General features: G+C 60.3%; 18 protein-coding genes. 7 read left to right on the plus strand and 11 right to left on the minus strand.

The annotated features are described in order from the left end of the window. Window positions 1-106: 106 nt before the first annotated feature. Window positions 107-1951 (plus strand): tetratricopeptide repeat protein, encoded by a 1845-nt coding sequence (locus tag LARV_RS03260; RefSeq protein ID WP_075072290.1) that lies wholly within the window; start codon window positions 107-109, stop codon window positions 1949-1951. 118 nt (window positions 1952-2069) lie between these two features. Here LARV_RS03260 and guaA read toward each other — a convergent pair whose 3' ends face one another. The 6 genes from guaA to LARV_RS03290 form a co-directional block, all read right to left on the minus strand. After that, window positions 2070-3623 (minus strand): glutamine-hydrolyzing GMP synthase, encoded by a 1554-nt coding sequence (gene guaA / locus LARV_RS03265; RefSeq protein WP_075072291.1) that lies wholly within the window; start codon window positions 3621-3623, stop codon window positions 2070-2072. Window positions 3624-3631: 8 nt separating this feature from the next. Then, window positions 3632-4210 carry a xanthine phosphoribosyltransferase gene (gene xpt / locus LARV_RS03270; protein ID WP_075072292.1) on the minus strand — a complete coding sequence of 193 codons (579 nt, stop codon included), beginning with the start codon at window positions 4208-4210 and terminating at the stop codon, window positions 3632-3634. A 323-nt stretch (window positions 4211-4533) separates the two neighbouring features. Next, window positions 4534-5859: an ABC transporter permease gene (locus LARV_RS03275; protein WP_075072293.1), complete on the minus strand. Its 1326-nt coding sequence runs from the start codon at window positions 5857-5859 to the stop codon at window positions 4534-4536. 87 nt (window positions 5860-5946) lie between these two features. Further along, a complete protein-coding gene (locus LARV_RS03280) occupies window positions 5947-7395 on the minus strand; it encodes a COG1361 S-layer family protein (RefSeq protein ID WP_075072294.1) in 1449 nt (482 codons plus the stop codon). Window positions 7396-7406: 11 nt separating this feature from the next. Then, window positions 7407-8162 (minus strand): ABC transporter ATP-binding protein, encoded by a 756-nt coding sequence (locus LARV_RS03285; protein WP_075072295.1) that lies wholly within the window; start codon window positions 8160-8162, stop codon window positions 7407-7409. An 8-nt stretch (window positions 8163-8170) separates the two neighbouring features. Continuing rightward, a complete protein-coding gene (locus tag LARV_RS03290; protein ID WP_075072296.1) occupies window positions 8171-8965 on the minus strand; it encodes a YIP1 family protein in 795 nt (264 codons plus the stop codon). Window positions 8966-9137: 172 nt separating this feature from the next. Between LARV_RS03290 and LARV_RS03295 the strand changes: the two genes are divergently transcribed. The 3 genes from LARV_RS03295 (at window position 9138) to LARV_RS03305 (ending at window position 14376) form a co-directional block, all read left to right on the plus strand. Beyond that, window positions 9138-9911, plus strand: coding sequence for a MerR family transcriptional regulator (locus tag LARV_RS03295; RefSeq protein ID WP_075072297.1), 774 nt, complete (start codon window positions 9138-9140; stop codon window positions 9909-9911). Window positions 9912-10031: 120 nt separating this feature from the next. Beyond that, on the plus strand, window positions 10032-12569 hold the full coding sequence (gene uvrA / locus LARV_RS03300) for an excinuclease ABC subunit UvrA (protein ID WP_075072298.1): 2538 nt from the start codon (window positions 10032-10034) through the stop codon (window positions 12567-12569). Between the two features lie 124 nt (window positions 12570-12693). Continuing rightward, window positions 12694-14376, plus strand: coding sequence for a hypothetical protein (locus LARV_RS03305; protein ID WP_152031678.1), 1683 nt, complete (start codon window positions 12694-12696; stop codon window positions 14374-14376). A gap of 16 nt (window positions 14377-14392) precedes the next feature. Here LARV_RS03305 and LARV_RS03310 read toward each other — a convergent pair whose 3' ends face one another. From LARV_RS03310 to LARV_RS03325, 5 genes are all read right to left on the minus strand, one after another. Next, a complete protein-coding gene (locus LARV_RS03310) occupies window positions 14393-15823 on the minus strand; it encodes a hypothetical protein (protein WP_152031679.1) in 1431 nt (476 codons plus the stop codon). A gap of 64 nt (window positions 15824-15887) precedes the next feature. Then, entirely contained in the window at window positions 15888-16364 is a 477-nt protein-coding gene (locus LARV_RS03315; protein WP_172797771.1) for a GNAT family N-acetyltransferase, read from the minus strand. Between the two features lie 95 nt (window positions 16365-16459). After that, on the minus strand, window positions 16460-16603 hold the full coding sequence (locus tag LARV_RS20290) for a hypothetical protein (protein ID WP_172797772.1): 144 nt from the start codon (window positions 16601-16603) through the stop codon (window positions 16460-16462). Window positions 16604-16609: 6 nt separating this feature from the next. Continuing rightward, window positions 16610-16897 carry a hypothetical protein gene (locus LARV_RS03320; RefSeq protein WP_236709918.1) on the minus strand — a complete coding sequence of 96 codons (288 nt, stop codon included), beginning with the start codon at window positions 16895-16897 and terminating at the stop codon, window positions 16610-16612. A gap of 73 nt (window positions 16898-16970) precedes the next feature. Beyond that, entirely contained in the window at window positions 16971-17642 is a 672-nt protein-coding gene (locus LARV_RS03325) for an HAD family hydrolase (protein WP_075072302.1), read from the minus strand. Between the two features lie 178 nt (window positions 17643-17820). On the opposite strand from LARV_RS03325, the gene LARV_RS03330 reads away from it, so the two are divergent. The 3 genes from LARV_RS03330 to LARV_RS03340 all read left to right on the plus strand — a co-directional run bounded on the left by LARV_RS03330 (window position 17821) and on the right by LARV_RS03340 (window position 21651). Next, on the plus strand, window positions 17821-18582 hold the full coding sequence (locus LARV_RS03330) for an HAD-IIA family hydrolase (protein WP_075072303.1): 762 nt from the start codon (window positions 17821-17823) through the stop codon (window positions 18580-18582). 13 nt (window positions 18583-18595) lie between these two features. Continuing rightward, the gene (locus LARV_RS03335) at window positions 18596-19780 is read left to right on the plus strand and encodes an MFS transporter (RefSeq protein WP_075072304.1); all 1185 of its coding nucleotides are present in this window, start codon (window positions 18596-18598) and stop codon (window positions 19778-19780) included. Window positions 19781-19866: 86 nt separating this feature from the next. Further along, a complete protein-coding gene (locus tag LARV_RS03340) occupies window positions 19867-21651 on the plus strand; it encodes a serine hydrolase domain-containing protein (RefSeq protein WP_075072305.1) in 1785 nt (594 codons plus the stop codon). Window positions 21652-21682: the final 31 nt, after the last annotated feature.

The raw sequence follows: 21682 nt of genomic DNA on the forward strand, positions 1-21682 counted from the left end.
ATTGACATTTTCCAAGAGCGCTTGGACTAATGTGCCTCTTAAAATCCGCCACTCTATCAAGTTCATTTGAGTGCCTGCCTGGTGGATAAAGAATACCAACTTTTAAATGAAATTATCAATTTATATTTCATTTTCATTTTCTTTTTTTGTTTTATTTTTGTATGATTTAAAAGTCATTGTGGGTAGGTTCGGAACGGCTTTTTGCCACGCCCCAAAATGGATATTCTTGTTCCCGGAGAACAGCCACATAGCAGATATTCCCGTAAAGGCGATAGCATCCCGGGAACCGTCGAAGGAAGCAATCGACCTCCCTTCCCGGATGCTTCGCCCAGCCCAAGCTCAAATGGAAATCAGTTCGAGACCGATACGTCCTAAAGGCAGATGTGTCTGGGAAGTTGGGCGAATCATCATCTCTAGCGAATCCTATGAAGCAGATATAATCATAAAAAAACAATCGGACTTTTCGATGACTGACCTTTCATTTGACGAACGCCTCATCAGTGCTATCCGGACAGGACAAAAAACAAGCGTTTCTGATCTCAGTGAATATCTAGATCGTTTACCTCCCTCAGAAGTAAATTTATTAGCATGTTTTAGTTTTTTGATCCAACCCCTGTCAAGCGAGGGGCTTAGCGATTTCCTGAATAAGTGTGAATTATCCTTCCCTTCAGAAAGTGTATTTAAGGATTGGCAAATTTCCTACGTTGAAAAAGGTCTCCTCTCTGTAAGCTTCGAAAATGACAAGGCATTTTTGATTATCGCCGAAGAAGCTCGAAAGATCCTGGAAAGCAAGCTCGCTGACGAGGAGAAACGAACCTACCGGCAATTAATTGACCGATTTTATGAAAAAAGGTTTCTTGAATTTGCAGAATTATTGGAAGTAACCCCTCCGGAAAACGAAAAAGCTCGTAGGGCATTTTTGGTCGGTCCCAACGGCATAATCGATGGGCTTTCTCACAACCCTCAACATCGGTCCTTGTTTCTTTTTGCGATCAACTCAGCCGTTGGATGGCATGAGCAGTTGTTTCAATTGAAACATTATGAAGAAGCTGCCGATCTGTTGAATGCCACCTGTTTCGCGATCACCCGTGAAGGACAGGGACAATTAGCCCAAGCTCTATTGCTGAGGATCATACCGGTAACCAATGGTATATATCGGCAATCTGCACAGATAAATTTAGCCACGCTTCTCAGGAAAGAGTTCAAATTGGACCTTTCCTTAAAATTTTATAGGGATGCAATACCTGGTCTCATCCGGAGTCGAAATTTCTGGCACCTGGCGATTGTCTGGTCGGAAATGGGAGTAGTTTACCGCCAGCAGGGTAAGCCTCTGAAAGCGGCAATTACATTGGAAGCCTGCAGTCTCTTGCATGGAATGCTAAAGAATTATAAAAGCCAGGCTATTGCACGCGCTCAGCTTGCCAATGTCTACCGATCGATGCGCTTGCTGCGGCTGGCATTGGAGAAATCAATTCAGGCATATACCTATTTTCAAAAAAGTGGCGACTTGATTAATACCGGCCATTCATTGCTAACTCAGGGGAACATCCTTTATAACTTAGGAAAAGCACACTCAGCAAACGCGTGTTACGATGAAACACTATCCATCGGGCAGCAAATCAACGACTCGGCGCTGATCAGTGGTTCACTCAGCGGAAAAGCCCGCGCTTTGATGTACCTGAATCGATATGATGAAGCCCGGCCGCTATTAGAAGAATCGATTGCACTCCGGCAGCGTACGAGCGATAAAAATATTGGCGTAGAATTTGAAAATCTGGCACATTATTACGAAAAAACCGGCAACCCAGAAATGGCTCTGGTCTGGTATCGCAAGGCGCTCAACAATTTTGAACAATACCACCATGGGTTTGTGGGTTCCTGCAAGAATAATATCCACCGGATCGAAAAAGCTCTGGCAAAGAAATCCCGCCGGATCGATGGGAAAATGTAGTGCCCCTACCGCCGACATTTCCCAATCATTAAGAAGAAAGCGCACTGAATGCGCTTTCACTCTTTCTCTGGCTAATCGCCAAATGCTAATCGCTAATTGCCAATCGCCAATCGCTTCTTCACTCCCACTCGATCGTCGCCGGGGGCTTGCTGGTGATGTCGTAGACCACGCGGTTGACGCCCGCCACTTCGTTGACGATGCGGTTGGCGGTGCGCGCCAGCAGGTCGTAGGGCAGGCGCGCCCAATCGGCAGTCATGAAGTCTTCGGTGGTGACGGCGCGCAGCGCGACCGTCTCCTGATAGGTGCGGGTATCGCCCATCACGCCCACCGAGCGCACCGGCAGCAGCACGGCGAAGGCCTGCGAGATGCCGTCCGGTTCGTCCGTGGCGCGGTTGAGCAGGCCGGCAGCGGTCAGCTCGGAGGTGAAGATGTGGTCGGCGGCGCGCAGGGTGTCCAGGCGCTCCAGGGTGATATCGCCCAGGCAGCGCACGGCCAGGCCCGGCCCCGGGAAGGGCTGGCGCCAGACGAGCTCGGCGGGCAGTCCCAGCGCCTCGCCCACGGCGCGCACCTCATCCTTGAACAGGTAGCGCAGCGGTTCGACCAGCGTGAACTGCATATCCTTGGGCAGGCCGCCCACGTTGTGGTGGGTCTTGATGCGCTGGGCCTTACTGCGATCCGGCGCCGAGGATTCGACCACGTCCGGGTAGATGGTGCCCTGCACCAGGAAGCGCGGTGATCCGGCCTTCTTGGCTTCGGTTTCGAAGATGCGGATGAATTTCTCGCCGATGATGCGGCGTTTTTGTTCGGGATCGGTCACGCCCTGCAGCGCGTCCATGTAGTCTTCGATGGCGTTCACCACCACCAGACGTTGGCCCAGGCTGCGGCGGAAGGCGGCTTCAACCTGTTCGCGTTCGCCCTGCCGCAGCAGGCCGTGATCGACGAACACGGCCGTGAGCTGGTCGCCGATGGCGCGGTTGACCAGCGCGGTGGCGACGGATGAATCGACGCCGCCGCTGACGGCCACCAGCACGCGTTCATCGCCCACACTGGCGCGGATCTGGTCGGTCGCGGCCCGGATGATCGAATCGAGCGTCCAATCCGGTTTTGCGCCGCACACTTCCACCACGAAGCGGCGCAGCAGTTCCCTGCCGCCGGGGGTGTGATGCACTTCGGGGTGGAACTGCACACCGAAGCGCTTCGTTTCGAGGTTGCCCATCATGGCCACCGGGCTGTTGCCGGTGTGGGCCAGCGAGATGAAGCCGGGCGGAGCCTGTTCGATGCGGTCGCCGTGCGACATCCACACGCGGTGTTCGCCGGGCGGCAGGAGCGGGTTGTCGCCGGTCGATTCGACCTGCGCCAGGCCGTATTCGCGCCGGGTGGCGGCGGCTACCTTGCCGCCCAGGGCGTAGGTGAGCGCCTGCATGCCGAAGCAGATGCCCAGGATGGGCAGGCCCGAGTCCAGCACGTAGGCCGGGATGAACGGCGCCCCGGATTCGTAAACGGAAGCCGGGCTGCCGGAAAGAATGAAGCCTTTGGGATGCAGCGCCAGCACTTTTTCGGCGGGGGCGTCCCAGGGGAACAGTTCGCAGTAGACCTGGGCTTCGCGGACGCGGCGCGCAATGAGCTGCGAGGTTTGCGAGCCAAAATCGAGGATGGCGATGCTGTCATTCATGGCGTTTCTCAATCTTCTTCGGCGAATTCGATGCGCCCGTCCTCCATCGCGGTGATGGTCACCAGCGAATGGATGGGTACGTTCATGGTTTTCAAGGATTCGCGCCCGCCTTCGAAGATTTTTTCGATCAGCGTACCGATTCCCACCAGTTCGGCGCCGGCGGCGTGCGCCAGGCGCACCAACCCCAGAATGGTGGCGCCGGTGGCCAGGAAGTCGTCGATGATGAGCACGCGCTCGCCCTTGCCCAGATATTCAGGCGAGACGATCAGTTCGACCATGTGGCCTTTGGTGTGCGAGGGCGCGATGGTCAGATAGACCTGATCGGGCATGGTGACCGGCTTGCTCTTGCGCGCGTAAACCACCGGCAGGCCCATGTGTCGGGCGGTCATCAAAGCCGGAGCAATGCCGGAAATTTCAGCGGTGAGAATGCGGGTTGCACCAACATTGGCGAATAATCGGGCGAACTCGGCGCCGCACTGATCCATTAAATCGGGGTCCACCTGGTGGTTGATAAATCCATCCACCTTGAGAATACCGTTGCCGAGGAGCTTCCCCTCGCGCTGAATACGTTCCTTTAATGCCTGCATGGGCCATCCCTCCACGAATGGTTGTGCAGACATTTTAACGCGAGTCAGAGGCCGAATTGGATTCTTTAAGGTTAGTGAAGGGGGAAGGTTGAAGCGTGAAGAGTGAAGGGTGAAGAGTAATGAGTGAAGAGTGAATCGTCTGGTCGGTATTCGTCAATTCGTTGAGACGGTATTCGGATGAAACACGAAGAAAAGCGCGGAGGAGATCCGGACTGACGTCCTTACTCCGAAAAGTAAAAAAACCGTGAGCGGATTTCTTCCCGCTCACGGTTCACTTTTCACTCTCTTCACGGATCCCGTATCAACGAATACCCAATACCCTCTTATTCATACTTCAACGCCGTCACCGGTACCAGTGTGGCCGCGCGCAGGGATGGATAGAGACCCGAGAACAGGCCAACCAGCGTGGCGAAGACGAGGGCGAACAGCGGCAGCCAGAGCGGCGTGTAGGTCATCTGGGTGGTTACCGAGTTGCCCTGGCTGACCAGGTAATTGGCCAGCACCACGTTGAGCAGGGCGCCGCCGCCCCAGCCCAGGGCCACGCCGCCCACCCCGCCGATGAAGCCGATGCCGGCCGCCTCCCCCAGGAAGATGCTGAGCACGTTGCGGTTGGTGGCCCCGATGGCTTTCATCAGCCCAATCTCGCGCGTGCGCTCCAGGATGGCCATGGTCATGGTGTTGGCGATGCCGATGGCGGCCACCAGCAGGGCGATGGCGCCCACGCCGCCGAAGACGAGCTGCATGATGATGAATACGCTGTTGATGCTCTGCACCATCTGCTGCGGGGTGCTGGCGTAATAGCCCATGTCGTTGATCTGCTGGGCGATGTCGATGGTCAGGTCGGGACTATCGGCGCGTACCACCACGCTGTTATAACCGTCCTTGTTACGGTTGATGCGTGTGCCGTTGACCCATTCGGCCCAGGCGGTCATTTCGTCCATGCGCACGTACATCATGTAGTCGGACTCGCTGCGGTTTTCCTTGATGATGCCCACGATGCGCAGATTGATGGTTTTGGTGATCGGCGTGCCGGTCGAATCCCATTTGGTCAGCACCAGGCGGACCTGCTGGCCCAACAAATCGGGCTGGGTAGGCTGGTCCTGTCCGGGACGCTGGTTTGGATCCATGAAGGAGCGGGCCGCATAACCGCCGATGACGGCGGTGCCGCGGCTCAATTCGGTCGAGCCGCTTTCCATTTCGTAGTCGAAGACCGACAGATCGTCGGTGGCGACGCCCATAATGGAGGGGTAGTTGATCAACTTGCCAACGCGCATTTCGGCCCCGCCCGGGAACCAATCGCGGGCCACGGCGGCTTTGACGCCCGAGATGGCGGCGATATCGGTGATGGCGCCGGGCGTGAGCAGTTTCTGGCCGGAAGCCGACGAACTGCTTCCTCCGCCCCCTCCGCCGCCAACCTTCACGGCTTCCATGCCGGACATATCGCCGTAATTAGGCGAGACATCGATGCGCGAAAGATCGTTGACGCCCCACAACTGGCTGGTGGCACTTTTTTGTAATCCGGCCGCTAGCGAAACCAGAATGACCACCGCGGCTGTGCCGATGACGACGCCGATGGCCGTCAGCACCACGCGCCCCTTGCGGCGGCCGAGGTTGTCGATGATCAAACTGAGCAGGTCGAAGAATCGCATACCGGTTTCCTTTCCAGGCCCCACCCCATCCCGACCCTTCTCATTTTCGAGCAAAGATGGAAAGGGCCGGGGTGGAGCGATCGTTAGTTATCCTTTACCGCCAGGAATGACGGGAATGACCTCTTTCCCACCGGGAATGGTTTCTTCTGGCAGGGTATTGACCGGTTCGGTTTGCTCGCTGCCCAGACCGAACAGGCCCTTGAACAGGCGCACCAATTTGCCCATGAAGGTTTCCGGCGCGGCCGGGATTTCCTCGGGCATACCGCCCGGTGGCGTTTCGACGACAGGCATTTCCTGGACGTCGACGGTCAGGGTTTGTTCGATGACGCGCGGCTGGTTGAAGTCATCTGTGTAATTGATCGAGATCTTCAATTCCAGCGGGCCGGCCTGATAGGGCATCAAACTGGCATCCAACGTGAAATATCCGCCCGCATCCAGAATGCCCACCAGAGCGGAATTATTGCTGATATCCGCGTTTTCAGCCGTGATCTTCATATTGCCCAGCACCGCGGAACTGCGGCCCAGGTTGGTTACCTGCAGCGGCAGCATGCCCATCTGCCCGGCGAAGAAGACGCCCGGGTCTTGATAGAGGCTGACTTCCACCTGCGGCAATTTGTAGACCAGCAGGGTGATGACCTGGTCGTCGACGTAGCGCACGCCGCCGGGGTCGGTATAGACGAAGGAAATCTTGAAGGTATAGGCGCCCGGGTTGGCCGAGACATTGACGATCAATTTCTGGTTGCTCTTGATTTCCTGAGCGGCGGTGACGTCACCCAGGAAAACCAGGTTCGAACTGCCCAACGGCGCAAACGTGGTCAGGTCGCTGCTCGAACCCTGCGTGCCGGGTTGGGGCGTGCCCGTATCCGAGGAGACCACCCCGCCGCCCAGCACCATGGTCACCGCGCGCGCGTCTGCATTGCCCAGGTTGCGCACATTCAGTTCGAGTTGGAAGATGCTGCCCGGCTGGAGCGGATCGATATCGGTGTTGTAGGAATTCACCACCAATTGCGGGCGGCGAATGGCGGTCGGCGTTGCCGAGGGGCGCGGGGTGCCGTAGATGGGCTGCTTGGTCGCATCCGCCGAGACATACAGCGTGATGGTGAAGTTTTCGGAGTAGCTGGCCCCGGTCTCATCGGAGTAACTGACCGCCACCGCAATGGTCGCGGGAGCGCCTTTGTTGACCGTGTTGACCATAAAGGGCTGGTTCACACCTTCCTTACCACCATCCTTCGAAATATCCGAAAGCGTCTTTACGCCGCCGGTCTGCAGCGGCAGAAAGGTGTCAGAGGTGAAGGTGAAGACGACGTTCAAGGCGTTCGAATCGCCCTTGTTGCGCACGTCCATCTTGAGGGTGAAATTCGTGCCCTGCATGAGCGTGCCGGGATCGGTGGCATAACCGTATAAATAGACCAGCGCGCGGCCGAGGCCGGGCGTAGCAGTCTGTGCATTGACCTGGCCAATGCCGGTGACTCCCAACAGGAGAGTCAGCACCAGGGTGGAAATCAGGATCATGGAAAAACGGCGGGATGTGTTCATGAAGGCTATCCTCAAGCTTTTTCTTTGGTTTTTTCTTCAGCAGGGATCTCGAATGGATTGAATTCCGAAGCGGCGCGGTAATCGGCCTCGCTGACGGTTTTTCCATCCAGCAGATACAGCATGTGCGTGGCAAAGTGGCTCATGCGAATATCGTGCGTCACCACCACCACGGTGCGCCCATCTTTGTGCAATTCGGAAAGCAGTTGCATGATGGCGTACCCGCTGCCGGTATCCAGGTTGCCGGTGGGTTCGTCGGCCAGAATCAGGCGCGGATCGTTGACCAGCGCGCGAGCGATGGCCACGCGCTGCTGCTGGCCGCCGGAGAGTTCGGTGGGGCGGTGATTGGCGCGTTTCTCCAGCCCGACCTGTTTCAACAGGGTCACCGCGCGCTGCTTGCGCGCCCGGCCGCTGATGCCGGCGAAGCGCATCGGAAAGGAAACATTGTCCAGCGCGGTCATGCTGCTGATCAGGTTGAAGGATTGGAAGATGAAGCCAACTTCACGGCGGCGGTAGACCGCCAGCGCGTTTTCGTCCATGGTTTCCAGCCGCTGGCCATCGATGCGGATGCTGCCGGAGGTGATGCGGTCCAGCCCCCCCAGCAGGTAAAGCAGCGTGCTTTTCCCTGAACCGGAAGGTCCCATCACCACAGTGAACGAATTGGCCGGAATGTCCAGATCCACCCCGTCCAGCGCGCGGACGATATTGCGGCCCATCGTAAAATTCTTATGCAGTTCGCGAATTTGGATGAAAGTGTTATTTTCAGTCATGACGCGGCCTAGAAGAAGAAGAACCCTGTGCCGCCGCTGGAAAGACCGCTCAATTGCGACCCGATGAAGCCCGGCAGCGCCTGCAGCGCCAGCAGGAGAATCACCGCCACCAGCGTGGTGACCCAGGCCTTGGTGCGGTGCATACCAGAGATGATTACGGCGCCGATCAGCAGCAGCGCCACCATCCACAGAAAATAGATGTCGACGAAACTGAGCATGGAACGCAGGTAGAGGCTCAATCCGGTGACGTCCGAGGCGATGAAGCCGGAGAGCCCGGGACCGGCGATCAATTGTTTTTGCGCCAGCATAGCCACGGACTGGACTATCAAACGCAGTCCCAACGGCAGGCTGGCCCAGGCGGCCAGGTTGAGCGCGGCGGTGCTGCTGCTACGGCTGCCGGTGAGGGTGAGCGCCAGGTGCAGGATGCCGCCCAACAGGAACCAACTGATCCATAACCCCAGGAGGGAGGTCAAGGCCGGGAACACGGTGGTGAACAACGGCCCGGACGAATTGGCCTGAGCTTCCATGTACTGCTGCTGCTGTTCGGCGGACCAGTACTGAAAATCTTGCGGGGTTTCACTGCCCATTTGCGCGGCCTGCTGGCGGATGGGAGAGGCGACCAGGACGGCAATGATTGCCAGCAGCGACAGCACCAACAGCGGCGTCAACCAGACGCCGTGGTTCTGTTCGGCAATTTCGCCCAGCGTGCGGCGCGGGCGAATGAACAACGGCAGCAGCCAGTCGAACCGCAGGCGACGTGGATGCTCGTTATTTTCGAGGGTATCGATATCAGCTTCGGCCATATTGTTCCTCTTTGGTGCAATTTTATAGATTTGGAAATGTAAAGACGGTTGGTAAACATTGTTAGCATACCATATTTTTAGACGTCGATTGCCCGCGAAATGTTCCCGGTGGAATAGCGTCGGATTGGCGTCGGATTCGTATCCGACAGGCCCCGCTGCTATAATCGAGAGTATGCCATCCAAATCGAATTTCCTGCGCACCTCCGATCTGGCCCGCATCGTCGGCGTCCATCCCAATACGGTCCGGCGGTACGCCGAACGCGGCATCCTGCCGCCGGTCGAGCGCAGCCCATCCGGTTACCGGCGTTTTACCCGGCGCCACCTGGATTGCCTGCGCCTGGCGCACCTGGTGTACAACGGCCAGTATCCAGGGAAGGCGATCTACAAATCCGGGGTGCGCATCGTGCAGGTTGCCGCCAGCGGCGACCTGGGGGGTACGCTCGAGCTGGCGTACGGACATCTGGCCCTGGTGCGGTCCGAGCGCGACCAGGCAGACGTGGCTGCCCGGCTGCTCGAGCGCTGGGCATTTGGCGCGCCGGTCGACGCCACCCATCAGCCGCTCCAGATCGGACAGGCGGCGAAATTGCTGGGCGTCAGCATCGACATCTTGCGCAACTGGGACCGAAACGGCCTGATCGATGTGCCTCGCGACCCGGCCAACGGCTACCGGCGCTATGGGGCGCAGGAAATCGGCCGCTTGCGCGTCATCCGCATGCTTTCGCGGGCCGGTTACAGCCTGTCGGCCATTTTGCGCATGTTGACCCGGCTCGACCGCGGCGAAACGACGGATTTGCGGGCCGCGCTGGATACGCCCGACCCCGACGATAGCGCCTTCATGGCTTCGGACCGTTGGATTTCGACCCTCGTCGAAGAGGAGCGGCGCGCGCACACGCTGATCGCCCTGGTCGAGGAGATCATCGCAAACCAGAGCGGCGTGGCCGCTTGAGCATTTGCCGGCCGGAAAATCAAACCCTCCCTAAGCACACCAGGGTTATACAATCAATTAAGAGGATCAACGCTGAAGATGGGAATTCCCCGTCTGCGATTTCTTTCCTCTGGAGAACCGATGACTGCTCAAATCACCATTCGCGGCGCCCGATTGCATAACCTGAAAAACATCAGCCTGTCCATACCCAAGAACCAGCTCGTCGTCCTGACCGGCGTGTCGGGTTCGGGCAAGTCCACCCTCGGGCTCGACATTCTGTTCAAAGAAGGTCAACGCCAATATCTGGAGTCGTTTGGTCTGATCACATACGGGGTGTCGAAGCCGCCGGTGGATGCCATCACCGGCCTATCGCCGACCATCAGCGTGGACCAGCACCTGACCAACCATTCTCCGCGCTCCACGGTCGGCACGGCCACCGAAGTCTATACCTACCTGCGCGTCCTCTATGCGCGCCTGGGGCACCGGCCCTGCCCGACCTGCGGAAAGGATATCTCCCCATCCTTCGATTCTTCCGACGCCGAATGGGCGGGCGAGGCCGGCGTGGACGAGGATGATTCCGCGCCGGAAGGCACCTTTCCCTGCCCGCAGTGTGGCGCGCCCATCCCGGAGCTGGGCATGGCCCATTTCTCGTTCAACAAACCGGACGGCGCCTGCCCGACCTGCACCGGATTGGGTGTGGTCCATCACGCCAACCTCAAGCGCCTGATCGATGAGACCCGGAGCATCCGCGACGGCGCTGTCCTCGGCTGGGACGATTTTCAAACCGACTTTCATATTCCCGTCCTGCAGACTGGGGCGGCGTATTACGGCTTTGCGTTCGATCCTGCCCAGCCGGTGCGAGAGTTCAACCCACCCCTGCGCGATTACTTCCTATACGGCGTGGAGAGCCCCATCTTCCGGCGCCATTTTCCCGGGATCGAACCGCCGCCCACCGTGCGCCAGGGACGCTTCGAGGGCATCGCCACCAACCTGCTGCGCCGTTACGCCGAACACATCCAGGATCCTGATTATCGGGAAAAAGTGGAGGAACTGCTGATCATCCAGGAGTGCCCGGACTGCCACGGGACGCGCCTGCGTCCCGAAAGTCGGGCCGTGACCGTCAACGGAGCCAACATCGTCGAGCTCTCGCGCCGCTCGCTCGGCGAAATCGACGACTGGCTGGCGGGGCTGCCGGCCGTGTTTACGCCGGACGAGATGCTCATTGCTTCCTCCATCCTGGCCGACCTGAAGGAGCGCATTGCGCGCCTGGTGGAGGTGGGCGCCGGCTATCTGACCCTGGACCGCTCCTCACCGACGCTCTCGGCCGGCGAAGCCCAGCGCCTGCGCCTGGCGGCCCTGCTCGGCTCGGGGTTGAGCGGCCTGCTGTACGTTTTCGACGAACCGACCATCGGGCTGCACCAGCGCGACACGCGCCGGATGATCGATGTCATGCGGCGCCTGCGCGACCTGGGGAACACGGTCCTGGTCATCGAACACGACCTGGAGACGATTGCCGCCGCCGATTATGTGATCGATTTCGGTCCCGGAGCCGGCAAGAACGGCGGGCAGGTGGTGGCGGCCGGGACGCCGGCCGAGGTGGCCGCCTGCCCCGAGTCGCTCACCGGGCAATATCTGGCCGGGCGGATTTCCATCCCCGTGCCGCCGCGCCGGCGCCAGCCGAACGGCAGGGCCATCACCATCCGCGGCGCGCGCCAGCACAACCTGCAGAACATCACCGTGCGCCTGCCGCTCGGGCTGTTGATCGCGGTGACGGGTGTCTCCGGCTCCGGAAAATCCTCGCTGGTGTTCGACGTCCTCGACCGCGCCCTGCGTCAGCGCTTCTACGGCGCGGGCGGCGACGCCCCCGGCGAGCACGACTCGATTGACGGCTGCGAATATCTGGATAAGGTCGTTACCATCGACCAGGAACCCATCGGGCGCATCCCGCGTTCGAACGCGGCCACCTATTCGGACACGTTCAGCGCCATCCGGGCCGCTTTTGCGGCGGAGCCTGAGGCGCGCCGGCTGGGCCTGACAGCCCGGCATTTCTCGTTCAACGTGCCGGGCGGTCGCTGCGAGCGCTGCGAGGGCGCCGGCGTGCTGACCGTCAAGATGCACTTTCTGCCGGACGTGGAGGTGCGCTGCCCAGCCTGTCACGGGCGGCGCTTCACACGCGAGACGCTTTCGGTGCGCTACCGCGGCCGCGATATCTCGGAGGCGCTCGAGATGACCGTAGAAGAGGCCCTGGCGCTGTTCCAGAACGTGCCCGCCGCCCGCTCGCGCCTGCAGGTGCTCGCCGACGTCGGGTTGGGGTATCTTCAGCTCGGTCAGCCGGCCACCACGCTCTCCGGCGGCGAGGCGCAACGTGTCAAGCTGGCCAAAGAACTGGGCCGGCGCGGCACGGGGCGCACGCTGTATTTACTGGACGAACCGACCACCGGCCTGCACCTGGCCGATATCGCCCGTCTGCTGGGCGTTCTGCAGCGCCTGGTGGATTCAGGCAACACGGTGCTGGTGGTGGAGCACAACCTTGAACTGGTCAAAACGGCCGATTGGGTCATCGACCTGGGGCCGGAAGGCGGCGCGGCCGGCGGCCGCTTGATTGCCGAGGGCACGCCCGAGCAGGTGGCTCAGACGTCCGGTTCGTACACCGGCCGATACTTGAAGGAATTGTTGTAGCCAGCGCAGGTTGGGCGGGGCGACTCAAAACCGCCCAACCATTGCCTTATTCCTGGTATGGTGGTGTAATGCAAACAATCCTTACGAGTTTACCGATGAACGTGTAATTCATATTATTTTTCAGATGAATGCAAGACGTTTAACTTTCCAAAAAGCGCTGCCCTTCATCATCACCTTCCTGGTGGGGCTTTGGCTGGTCGTGCTTCGACCCCTGGGACTCGACCTGTCCCGGCTCCCCGGTGATCTGGGGGATGGGCGCTTCAATAATTACGTTCTCGAGCATTTCTACCGCTGGCTCTGCGGATTGGAGCCGGACTACTGGAACGCGCCTTTTTTCGCGCCCTACCCGAACACCATCGCCTTCAGCGATAACCTGCTGGGATCAGCGCCCTTTTACGCGCTCCTGCGCGGGTTGGGACTGGATCGGGAGAGCGCGTTTCAGGGCTGGTACCTGTTGAGCTTCGCGCTCAATTATGCCGCCGCCGCCGGGGTGCTGGCGCGGGTGAAGTTCAAACCCGTGAGCGCTGCCCTGGGGGCCTTCTTCTTTACCTTTGGGCTGCCGGTCCTTGCGCAGGAGGGGCATGCCCAACTGGCTTTCCGCTTTGCCATCCCGATTGCCGCGTACCTGCTGTGGAAATTCTTTCAACAGCCGCGCCTGTCGACGCTTGCCGGGGTCGCCTTCTGGACGGCGTGGCAGCTCTACTTGAGCATTTATCTGGGCATTCTGCTGGGGATGTTCCTGCTTGCGCTGCTGGCGGTGCTGATCTGTCTTTATCTGGCCGGGCGTCGCCGGGGAATCGCCTGGAGTCTGCCCGAACGGCTGCGCCAGGCGTGGCGGGCTGCCAGACCGCGCGAAAAGGCGGCAGCCGTTCTGTTGTTCGGCGGGGCCGTCCTGGCAGCCGGGCTGTTGATGCTGCCCTACTTCCAGGTAACCCGTCTCTATTATTTCTCAAGGCCCTGGAACGAAGTGACCGAAACGCTGCCGCGCTGGCAGAGCTATCTGCTGGCTCAAAATTCGCTGGTCTGGGAGTGGGTTACCCGCGGCGGAAGCTTTCTGAAACCTTACCTGACCGATTTCTCCCTGCTCAACGAACACCAGTTATTCCCCGGTTTTGCGCTGGTGATCTCGCTGCTGGCCGGCCCGTTTCTTTTGAAGCGCAACCGTCGATTGGTTGTGGCTTTTCTGGGCGCGGCCATGGTTCTGGTAATCGTTACGTTCTACTATAACGGCTTCTCGCTGTATCGTTTTATCTGGAGCCTGCCCGGAATGGGCAGTTTGCGTTCGCTGACGCGGGTCCAACTGGTGTTGATGTTCCCGCTTTCGGTGTACCTGGCGGGTGTGCTGGATGGGCTCGAAAAGCCGCCCTTATTTACACCCCGCTGGGGAAACGCGGCCCTGGCGCTGTTCGCGGTCCTGCTGATCGGAGAATCGGCCCTGTATACCCACAGCACCATTTCCAAGGCCGAGGCGCAGGCCCGCCTGACAGCGCTCCGCGCCCAGATCCCCGATTCGGTCCCGCAGGATCCGGTTCTGCTGCTGGTAAGCCGGAGCGATGAGCCGGCCTACCAGAGTGAACTGGACGCGATGCTTCTGGCGCAGGAACTGGGCTGGAAGACGATGAACGGCTATTCGGGAAACGTTCCGACCGGCTACCGCAGCGCCGAAAGCTGTTCCCAGCTCACCGCGCGCATCGAAGGCTACATGAAATTTGCCGGAATCAGCGACCCGGAGTTTGAGCGCAATTTCATCCGGCGCGTGGTGCCGCTGGGATTCAACGATTGCAACCTGGACGAATGGTTGCGGTAGGTCAGCCGTCCGGCCCTCAGGCTTCCAACGGCTTCATGCGCCAAAAAATCACCACCCCGGCCGCGAGAATGACCAGGATGGGCAGCAGGCTGAACCAGCCCGGCAGCCCCAGCCAGGCCTGCCCGATGTTCCAGGCGAAGCGCCCTTCGACGAGTTCCTTCAGGCAGTCGCTGTAGATGGTGGAATACTGGAAGAAGCTGAGCTGGTTGATGCGTTCCAGGTAATACTGATCCACCGTGATTTTGCTGGCGGCCACGATGCCCATCTGGGCAACCGAGATTGCGCCCAGAAGTGCGGTCGCAGGCGTGGCGCGCCGGGGAACGAAGATCAGCGGCAGGCACAGGAACGGCAGCATGGGCACGATGGCACGCACGCCGAAGGACCAGCCGCCCCACCACATATAGTATCCCGAGTTCATCACCAGATACCCGCCACAGGTCGCGGCCGCCACCAGCAGTTCGGGCCAGTAACGCTTCTGGCGCAGCATGAAAAATCCGCCCACCAGCGCCATGAGCACCACCGGCGACTGCCAGAACAGGCCCTGGGCCGGGTGCAGCGTTTCATAGTACAGTACGATCGGGCGGGGACGGCCGATGCCCATGATCCCGCTCGCCATGGCTTCCTTGAACCACGGGTTGACCAGGTACTGGTAACCGCTGGCCAGGGGTTTGCCGTAAGCCAGCAGGTTGTAATCCACCATGATCAGCATCGGAATCAGGCCACCTGCCAGGGGAAATAACCAGGCGCCGACCTGCTTCAACTGTTTGCGCTTCCAGAGCACGAAGAAGTAATACACCACCAGCGGCAGCACCACCAGCCCGGTGGTCATGTCTGTCAGCAGCGCCAGCCCCAGCACCAGGCCCAGCCCGAACCCATGGAATTTCCCGGGCGCTGCGCCTTCGGGCAGCGTCCGCAATTGGAAGATCATGAAAAAGCCGCCGAACAGCAGGGCCGCGGCGAGCTGGTTGCCGAAATAGATCACGCTGAACGGGAAGCTCATCGTTCCCAGGGCCACCGCCAGGGTGACAATGAAGGCCCTCAATCGGCTCCGCGAGAGGTATTCGCACAGAATGTAGATCAACATTCCGGCAAAGGCCGAGGGCAGCCCCGTGCCGAGGAAGGTCAGCAGGTGTTTCTCGACCGCGATGGGGATCTCGACCCCCACCAGGCGCGCCCCCCAGTAGATGGGCGCGTAGATCACCGCCCCCAGCACCGAGGAGCCGATGGCCTTGTCGGTGTAAAAGTGGCCCTGGTAGGTGGCCAGGTCGACGGTTTTGTAGCCGCCGGCGTCGGTATTGGTGTTGTCGATCTCCAGGCGGCCTTCCTTGACGATGGCCATGGTCAGCGCCAGGCGTGAATTTCCGTTCGCGCCGGGTTCCTGGTAGAAATAAACATAGGTCAGCGCCAGCACCAGAAAGACCAGCGCCGCCGCTTTCGAGAATTTCATCATGAAAAAGTCACCTGTTTTGCCCTGTGCAAGGCTGGTTTTTTCTCATTCTACCACCGCCCATTTAGCCGTCCCACTCCAGGGTTTCGCCGGGCAGAAACCCCAACCGGCCGTAGAAATCCTGGCGGCCCTCCGCCGGCCACAGGATCAGGCGTTCGACGGCGTTGTCGCGCGCCCAGGCCTGCATGGCCCGCAGAAGCTGTGCGCCGATGCCCTGGCCGCGCCAGGTCGGGCGCGTGTAAACGTTGGTCACATAACCGATCTGGCCGCGCAGAAGACCGGGCCGCGGCACCTTGGGAATGCGGTAGACGTAGGCGTTGCTGACGATCAGGCCGTCGTCCTGCACGGCCACCCAGTAGGTCCAGCGGCCCTCTGTCAATCCCTGCTGCAGGAATTCAAGGCAGACGGGGATGAATTCAGCGTGGGCCGCATCGGAAGCGTCGAAGCCGGGCTGCGAAGCGTCATGTTCGACGCGGAATTGCCAGCGCAGCTCGGCCAGCTCTGGAAACTCGGCCGTTTGGGCCGGACGGTAGGTGATCATGCTGCGATTGTAAACCCGATTGCAAAAATCCCCCGCGGATCGCGAGGGATTTTTGAAGGATAGGACAGAGATGTCGAGTCTTGTCCGGATCGTTTCTACTTGCTCCATTCGATGACGTGGGCTTCGATGTCGAGCTGGCCCAGCGCCGAGGCGACGGAATTGCGGTGGTGCCCGTCGCGCACGTAGTAAGCGCCGCCGACACGCACCAGTTCCACTGGAGGCAGGGGCAGGCCGTCCATGAAGACCTACCAGACGTTCAGCCAGCGTTCGCGGGTATTGTCCTGCAGCGGGCGGAAGAAACGGTCGAAATCGTTGGCGCGGCCTTTGCTGCCGGTAATCTTGCGAATCGGCACAGTTCGAATGCCCAGGTCCCGCCCGTTGCCGTTCAGGGGAGCGTCCAGGCCGGTCAGGCGCAGTTTACGTCCCAGCAGGCGCCCCAGCCACTCGGCCGACAGCCCACGCTGAAGACAACGGTTGAAAAACATGGCGCCGCGGGCCGGGCTGCCGAAGCCCGGGCTCTGGTCGAGGCCCAACTGGCCGATCCGGCGCTGTGGGTCGAAAATCGGCCGCGCGCCGAGCAACTTCTGAAAAAACTAAAATCGTAGATCAGGCCGCGAACAGCGCCTGCGCCTGTTCGGGAATTTGGGCCAGTTCGCCGGGTTGGGTGAGCATCAGATCGGGCGAACAGGCCTGCAGGGCGGCCGGCCTGCCGTAGCCCCAGGTCACGGCCGCAGTGCGGGTTCCGGCGGCCTGCCCGGCGCGCACGTCGTTGACCGAATCGCCGATCATCAGGGTTGTCTCCGGCTGCTCGCCGAGGCGTTCCAGCGCCAGCAGAATGGGATCGGCGGCAGGCTTGGGGTGGGCCACCATATCCGAATTGACCCACACTTCGACCAGATCCTCGACGTCGAGCGCGGCGCGGGAGGTTTCGAGTTCCCCGGCAATCTGCGAGGTCACCACACCGATCCGGTAACCGGCGCCGCGCAGTTGGCGCAGCGCTTCGCGCGCGCCCGGGTAGAAGATGATGTGGTCGGAATGGACGCGCATCAATTCGTTGTGGCGCTCGACCATGGCCGGAATCTGATCCTCCGGCGCATACTGGGCCAGGATGAGCGGCGAGGGAACGCCAATCCGGCTCTTCAGCTCGGCGGTGCTGATCTCCCGGCCGGTATATTCGCGGATATTTTCCTGGAAGGACAGCACGTACGCCGACAGGCTGTTGATCAAGGTACCATCGAGATCGAACAGGATGGTTTTCAGGGAATGATTGGGGGACATCACGATCCTTTAAAATGAATCAACCACACGGGGTCGATGAGAGGTAAAGTGACAAACGCGGGTTTGCGCGGGTCTCTGTGCTGGGACGCAGGCATTATAACATCGAGACCGGCCGCGCACGCAAACCCGGCGCGGACAGTTATAATGAGGTAGGCCGAAACCATGAGGGACAATACCAATGACCGATAAGAATTACCTGATCGATATGGACGGTGTGCTGGTCAGCGGCCGGCACCCGATTCCCGGCGCGCCGGAGTTCATCCAACGCCTGCGCGACCGCAACCGTAAATTTCTGATCCTGACCAACAATCCGCTCTACACCCCCGGCGATCTGTCGCACCGTTTGCAAATCTCCGGCCTGGAGGTCCATCCCGAGCGCATTTTTACCTCGGCCATGGCCACCGCGCTGTTCATGCAAAAACAGGCCGCCGGCGACAAAGTGTATGTCATCGGCGAAAGCGGCCTGACCACGGCGCTGCACAACGCCGGCTTCATCCTGACCGACGTCGAGCCGGATTACGTGGTGCTGGGGGATACGTTTGCTTATAACTACGAGTTCGTCAAAAAAGCCGTCCGCCTGATCGTGGCCGGTGCGCGCTTCATCGCCACCAGTCCGGACGCCAACGGGCCCTCCGAAGGCGGCATCGTTCCGGCCTGCGGCGCCATGGCAGCCTTGATCGAAAAAGCCACCGGCGTCTCGCCCTTCTTTGTCGGCAAGCCCAACCCGTTGATGATGCGCACGGCCCTCAATTATCTGGACGTTCATTCCGAGAATACGGTCATGATCGGCGACCGCATGGATACCGACATCGTGGCCGGCGTGATGAGCGGCCTGGAAACCTACCTGGTTCTGAGCGGGGTGACCCGGCGCGAAGACGTGGCGCGTTTCCCGTACCGTCCCTCGCATATTTTTGAATCCGTCGCCGAAATCGAACCCTAGACGGACCGATTCCATGAAAAAATCGCCGTTGTCGGTTCAGGTCGGGCTGTTTGCGTTGATCCGCATCGCCCTCAACAGCGCCTATCGCATGGTGTATCCCTTCCTGGCGTTGTTCGCGCGCGGCCTGGGTGTGGACGTGGAAACCTTCTCGTTGGTGCTGACCGGGCGATCGCTGTTGGGGCTGCTTTCTCCGCTGGTGGCGCCGTTGGCCGACCGGCGCGGGCGCAAGGTGAGCATGCTGCTCGGCCTGGGCATCTATACCCTGGGTGCGGGCGCGGTGGCGCTGTTTCCCAGCCTGTTCACCTTCATCCTGGCCCTGCTGCTGTCTTCGCTGGGCAACATTATTTTCGTGCCCGCCATGCAGGCTTACCTGGGCGACGCCGTGCCGTATGCGCGGCGCGGGCGGGTGATGGCCATCACCGAGTTGAGCTGGTCGCTGGCCTTCATTGCCGGTGTGCCGTTGTTGGGCTGGTTGCTGAGTGGGCGGGGCTGGTCGGCGCCGTTCGAACTGCTGGCCGTTCTGGGCGTGATCTGCCTGGCGTTGATCGCGCTCTTCATCCCCAATCCCCGGCCCGAATTGCAGCGGGACGCCGACGGAGTGGCCATTCAGCCCGGCGGGCTGCGTTCTGTGTTGGCCATGCCGGCCGTACTGGCAACCCTGCTGTTGAGCTTTTCCATCACCACCGGCAACGAGGTGGTCAACCTGATGTTCGGCGTGTGGCTGGAAGAATCGTTCAACCTGCGGCTCGAGGCGCTGGCCGCCTCGACGGCCGTGTTGGGGCTGGCGGAATTGAGCGGCGAATCGCTGACCGCCGCGCTGGTCGATCGACTGGGCAAGCACCGCGCCATCCGGATCGGCATCCTCGCCAACATGGCGGCCTGCCTCAGCCTGTGGCTGCTGGGACGCAGCGCGGCGGGCGCGCTGTTCAGTCTGTTCCTGTTCTACCTGTCCTTCGAGTTCACCATGGTCAGCAGCTTGCCGCTCATTTCAGAGGTGGCCCCGGGCGCGCGCGCCACACTGCTGGCAGTCAACATGATGATCTTCTCGCTGGGTCGCGGCGCCGGAGCGCTGCTGGGACCGCAGCTTTACAAGCTGGGTTTTGGGGCCAACGCGCTGGCGGCCGTGGCTTTCAATCTGGTGGCGTTCTTGGCGCTGCGCGGCGTGAAAGAAGGCCTCCCCAACCCACGCGTTGCTTAGCCATAAACTGTCCATCCGGCCGTTGTTTGCCATCCGGCGGGATGACTACAATGGGATTTCAGTTTTTAACCCTGAAGGAGTCCCCTATGCGGTTGGAATCGTCTTTGCAGGATCGCATCGATTCATACTTCGTCGATTATGACACCCCACACACGCCCGGCTGCGCCCTGGGCCTGATTCTGGACGGCGAACTCGTCTACGCGCGCGGGTATGGGCTGGCGGATCTCGAACAGGGAACGCCCATCACGCCGGATACAGTGTTCCACCTGGCCTCCGTGTCCAAGCAGTTCACCGCCGCGTGCATCGCCCTGCTGGAAGAAGCCGGCGAGCTTGCGCTGGAAGATAAGGTCGGGCGGTACATCCCTTATCTGCCCGAAGCTGCGCAGGCCTTGACCCTGAAGAATCTGGTCTATATGACCAATGGGCTGGAGGATTTCTACAGCGTCTCCAACCTGATCCGCGGCATTCCCGAGGATGAATACTTTTCCGAAGAGAACGCGATCGAGATCATTCGCGCGGCCAACTGGCTCAAGTTCAGCCCGGGCGCAAGTTGGTCTTACAGCAACACAGGGTATTTCTTGCTGGGAAAAATCGTCGAACGCGTTTCAGGCCAATCCCTGGCGCAATTTGCCGGAGAGCATATTTTCTCGCCCCTGGGCATGGCGCACACCTTCTTTCGGGATGACCGCCGGAGGATCATCCCACACCGGGCGAACGGTTACGCCCGCGCGGCCTTTTTTCACCCGGGTGATCCCACCTATGCGGAGGAAAAGCGTTACGATCACCACCGCGAACCCATGGCGCTCCCCGGCGCCGGGCAGGCCTGGTCGACGGTCAACGACCTGTTCCATTGGGACCAGAATTTTTATCACAATGTCCTTGGCAAGGGGGATCAACGCCTGATCGAGCGCCTGACCACGCCGGGCCACCTGGACGACGGTACGCCCACGAATTACGCCTTCGGCCTGTTCGTCACCCGGGCTCACGGCTGCCGGGTCATCTCCCATGAAGGCGGCGCTCCCGGAACCAACACGGTGATTTACCGGGTTCCGGAAAAGCGGTGCTCGTTTATCTGCCTGGCGAATACAAACGATTTTATCGACGCCCAGTTCAAGAAATTCGGCCCCACCTATTACGAGGATCTGGCCGGGACGATTTCTCCCTGGGCGGCTGTCGCGGAAGCGGATGAAGAAACCCGCAAACCGATTTTTACTGGCGTGAATCTGGAGCCGGCATCGGATTTATCCCCCGAGCAGGAGGCCCTGCGCGGCAGTTACGAGGACGCCGCAACCGTCTTCGTGTGGGAAGTAACGCCCACACCGGCCGGGGCGGTCATCCGGGAAAACTTCGGCCAGAAATTTCCCCTGGTCCGCCTGCCAGACGCCGCGCCGGACGGGGCTGTTTATTCGGCGGACGGCCGGAACCTGCGCTGCACCTTCATGCGCGATGCGGGGGTTCAAGACGGCCCCTTTACCCGCATCCTGGTCGAGGGTGCACCTTCCTGCCAACCCGGCCAGCCTGCCCGGGTCTTCCAGCGCTTCTTTTCAACACCGCGATCGATGGACGAATTACACACTTACGCCGGCATGTACCGCTGCGCAGGCGTCCGGGCCGGTTATCGGGTGATCCCCGTCGAAACCGGGCTGCGGTTGCAGAACCTCGAGCCGCGCAACGACGTCCTGAACGTAGTCTTTACGCCCACCATCCCGGACCTGTTCATGGCCCACTATCCGCCGGCATTGGAATGGTATATGGTTCACTTCCGGCGGGATGAGACCGGGCGGGTGGCGAGCTTTGTCTTCCGGGACGAGGTTCCGGGCCGGGAAAACTGGGTCTTCGAGAAGTGCGCGGACGATGGGGGGATTCCCTGAGCCAGCCCCGCTGGGGCTGCAAAATTCAATC

It is taken from the genome of Longilinea arvoryzae (assembly GCF_001050235.1).
Lineage (GTDB): Bacteria > Chloroflexota > Anaerolineae > Anaerolineales > Anaerolineaceae > Longilinea > Longilinea arvoryzae.

Coding starts and splice junctions, on each gene's coding strand:
- LARV_RS03260 (WP_075072290.1), top strand. CDS start 107: ATGAAATTATCAATTTATATTTCATTTTCATTTTCTTTTTTTGTTTTA.
- guaA (WP_075072291.1), bottom strand. CDS start 3,623: ATGAATGACAGCATCGCCATCCTCGATTTTGGCTCGCAAACCTCGCAG.
- xpt (WP_075072292.1), bottom strand. CDS start 4,210: ATGCAGGCATTAAAGGAACGTATTCAGCGCGAGGGGAAGCTCCTCGGC.
- LARV_RS03275 (WP_075072293.1), bottom strand. CDS start 5,859: ATGCGATTCTTCGACCTGCTCAGTTTGATCATCGACAACCTCGGCCGC.
- LARV_RS03280 (WP_075072294.1), bottom strand. CDS start 7,395: ATGAACACATCCCGCCGTTTTTCCATGATCCTGATTTCCACCCTGGTG.
- LARV_RS03285 (WP_075072295.1), bottom strand. CDS start 8,162: ATGACTGAAAATAACACTTTCATCCAAATTCGCGAACTGCATAAGAAT.
- LARV_RS03290 (WP_075072296.1), bottom strand. CDS start 8,965: ATGGCCGAAGCTGATATCGATACCCTCGAAAATAACGAGCATCCACGT.
- LARV_RS03295 (WP_075072297.1), top strand. CDS start 9,138: ATGCCATCCAAATCGAATTTCCTGCGCACCTCCGATCTGGCCCGCATC.
- uvrA (WP_075072298.1), top strand. CDS start 10,032: ATGACTGCTCAAATCACCATTCGCGGCGCCCGATTGCATAACCTGAAA.
- LARV_RS03305 (WP_152031678.1), top strand. CDS start 12,694: ATGAATGCAAGACGTTTAACTTTCCAAAAAGCGCTGCCCTTCATCATC.
- LARV_RS03310 (WP_152031679.1), bottom strand. CDS start 15,823: ATGAAATTCTCGAAAGCGGCGGCGCTGGTCTTTCTGGTGCTGGCGCTG.
- LARV_RS03315 (WP_172797771.1), bottom strand. CDS start 16,364: ATGATCACCTACCGTCCGGCCCAAACGGCCGAGTTTCCAGAGCTGGCC.
- LARV_RS20290 (WP_172797772.1), bottom strand. CDS start 16,603: ATGGACGGCCTGCCCCTGCCTCCAGTGGAACTGGTGCGTGTCGGCGGC.
- LARV_RS03325 (WP_075072302.1), bottom strand. CDS start 17,642: ATGTCCCCCAATCATTCCCTGAAAACCATCCTGTTCGATCTCGATGGT.
- LARV_RS03330 (WP_075072303.1), top strand. CDS start 17,821: ATGACCGATAAGAATTACCTGATCGATATGGACGGTGTGCTGGTCAGC.
- LARV_RS03335 (WP_075072304.1), top strand. CDS start 18,596: ATGAAAAAATCGCCGTTGTCGGTTCAGGTCGGGCTGTTTGCGTTGATC.
- LARV_RS03340 (WP_075072305.1), top strand. CDS start 19,867: ATGCGGTTGGAATCGTCTTTGCAGGATCGCATCGATTCATACTTCGTC.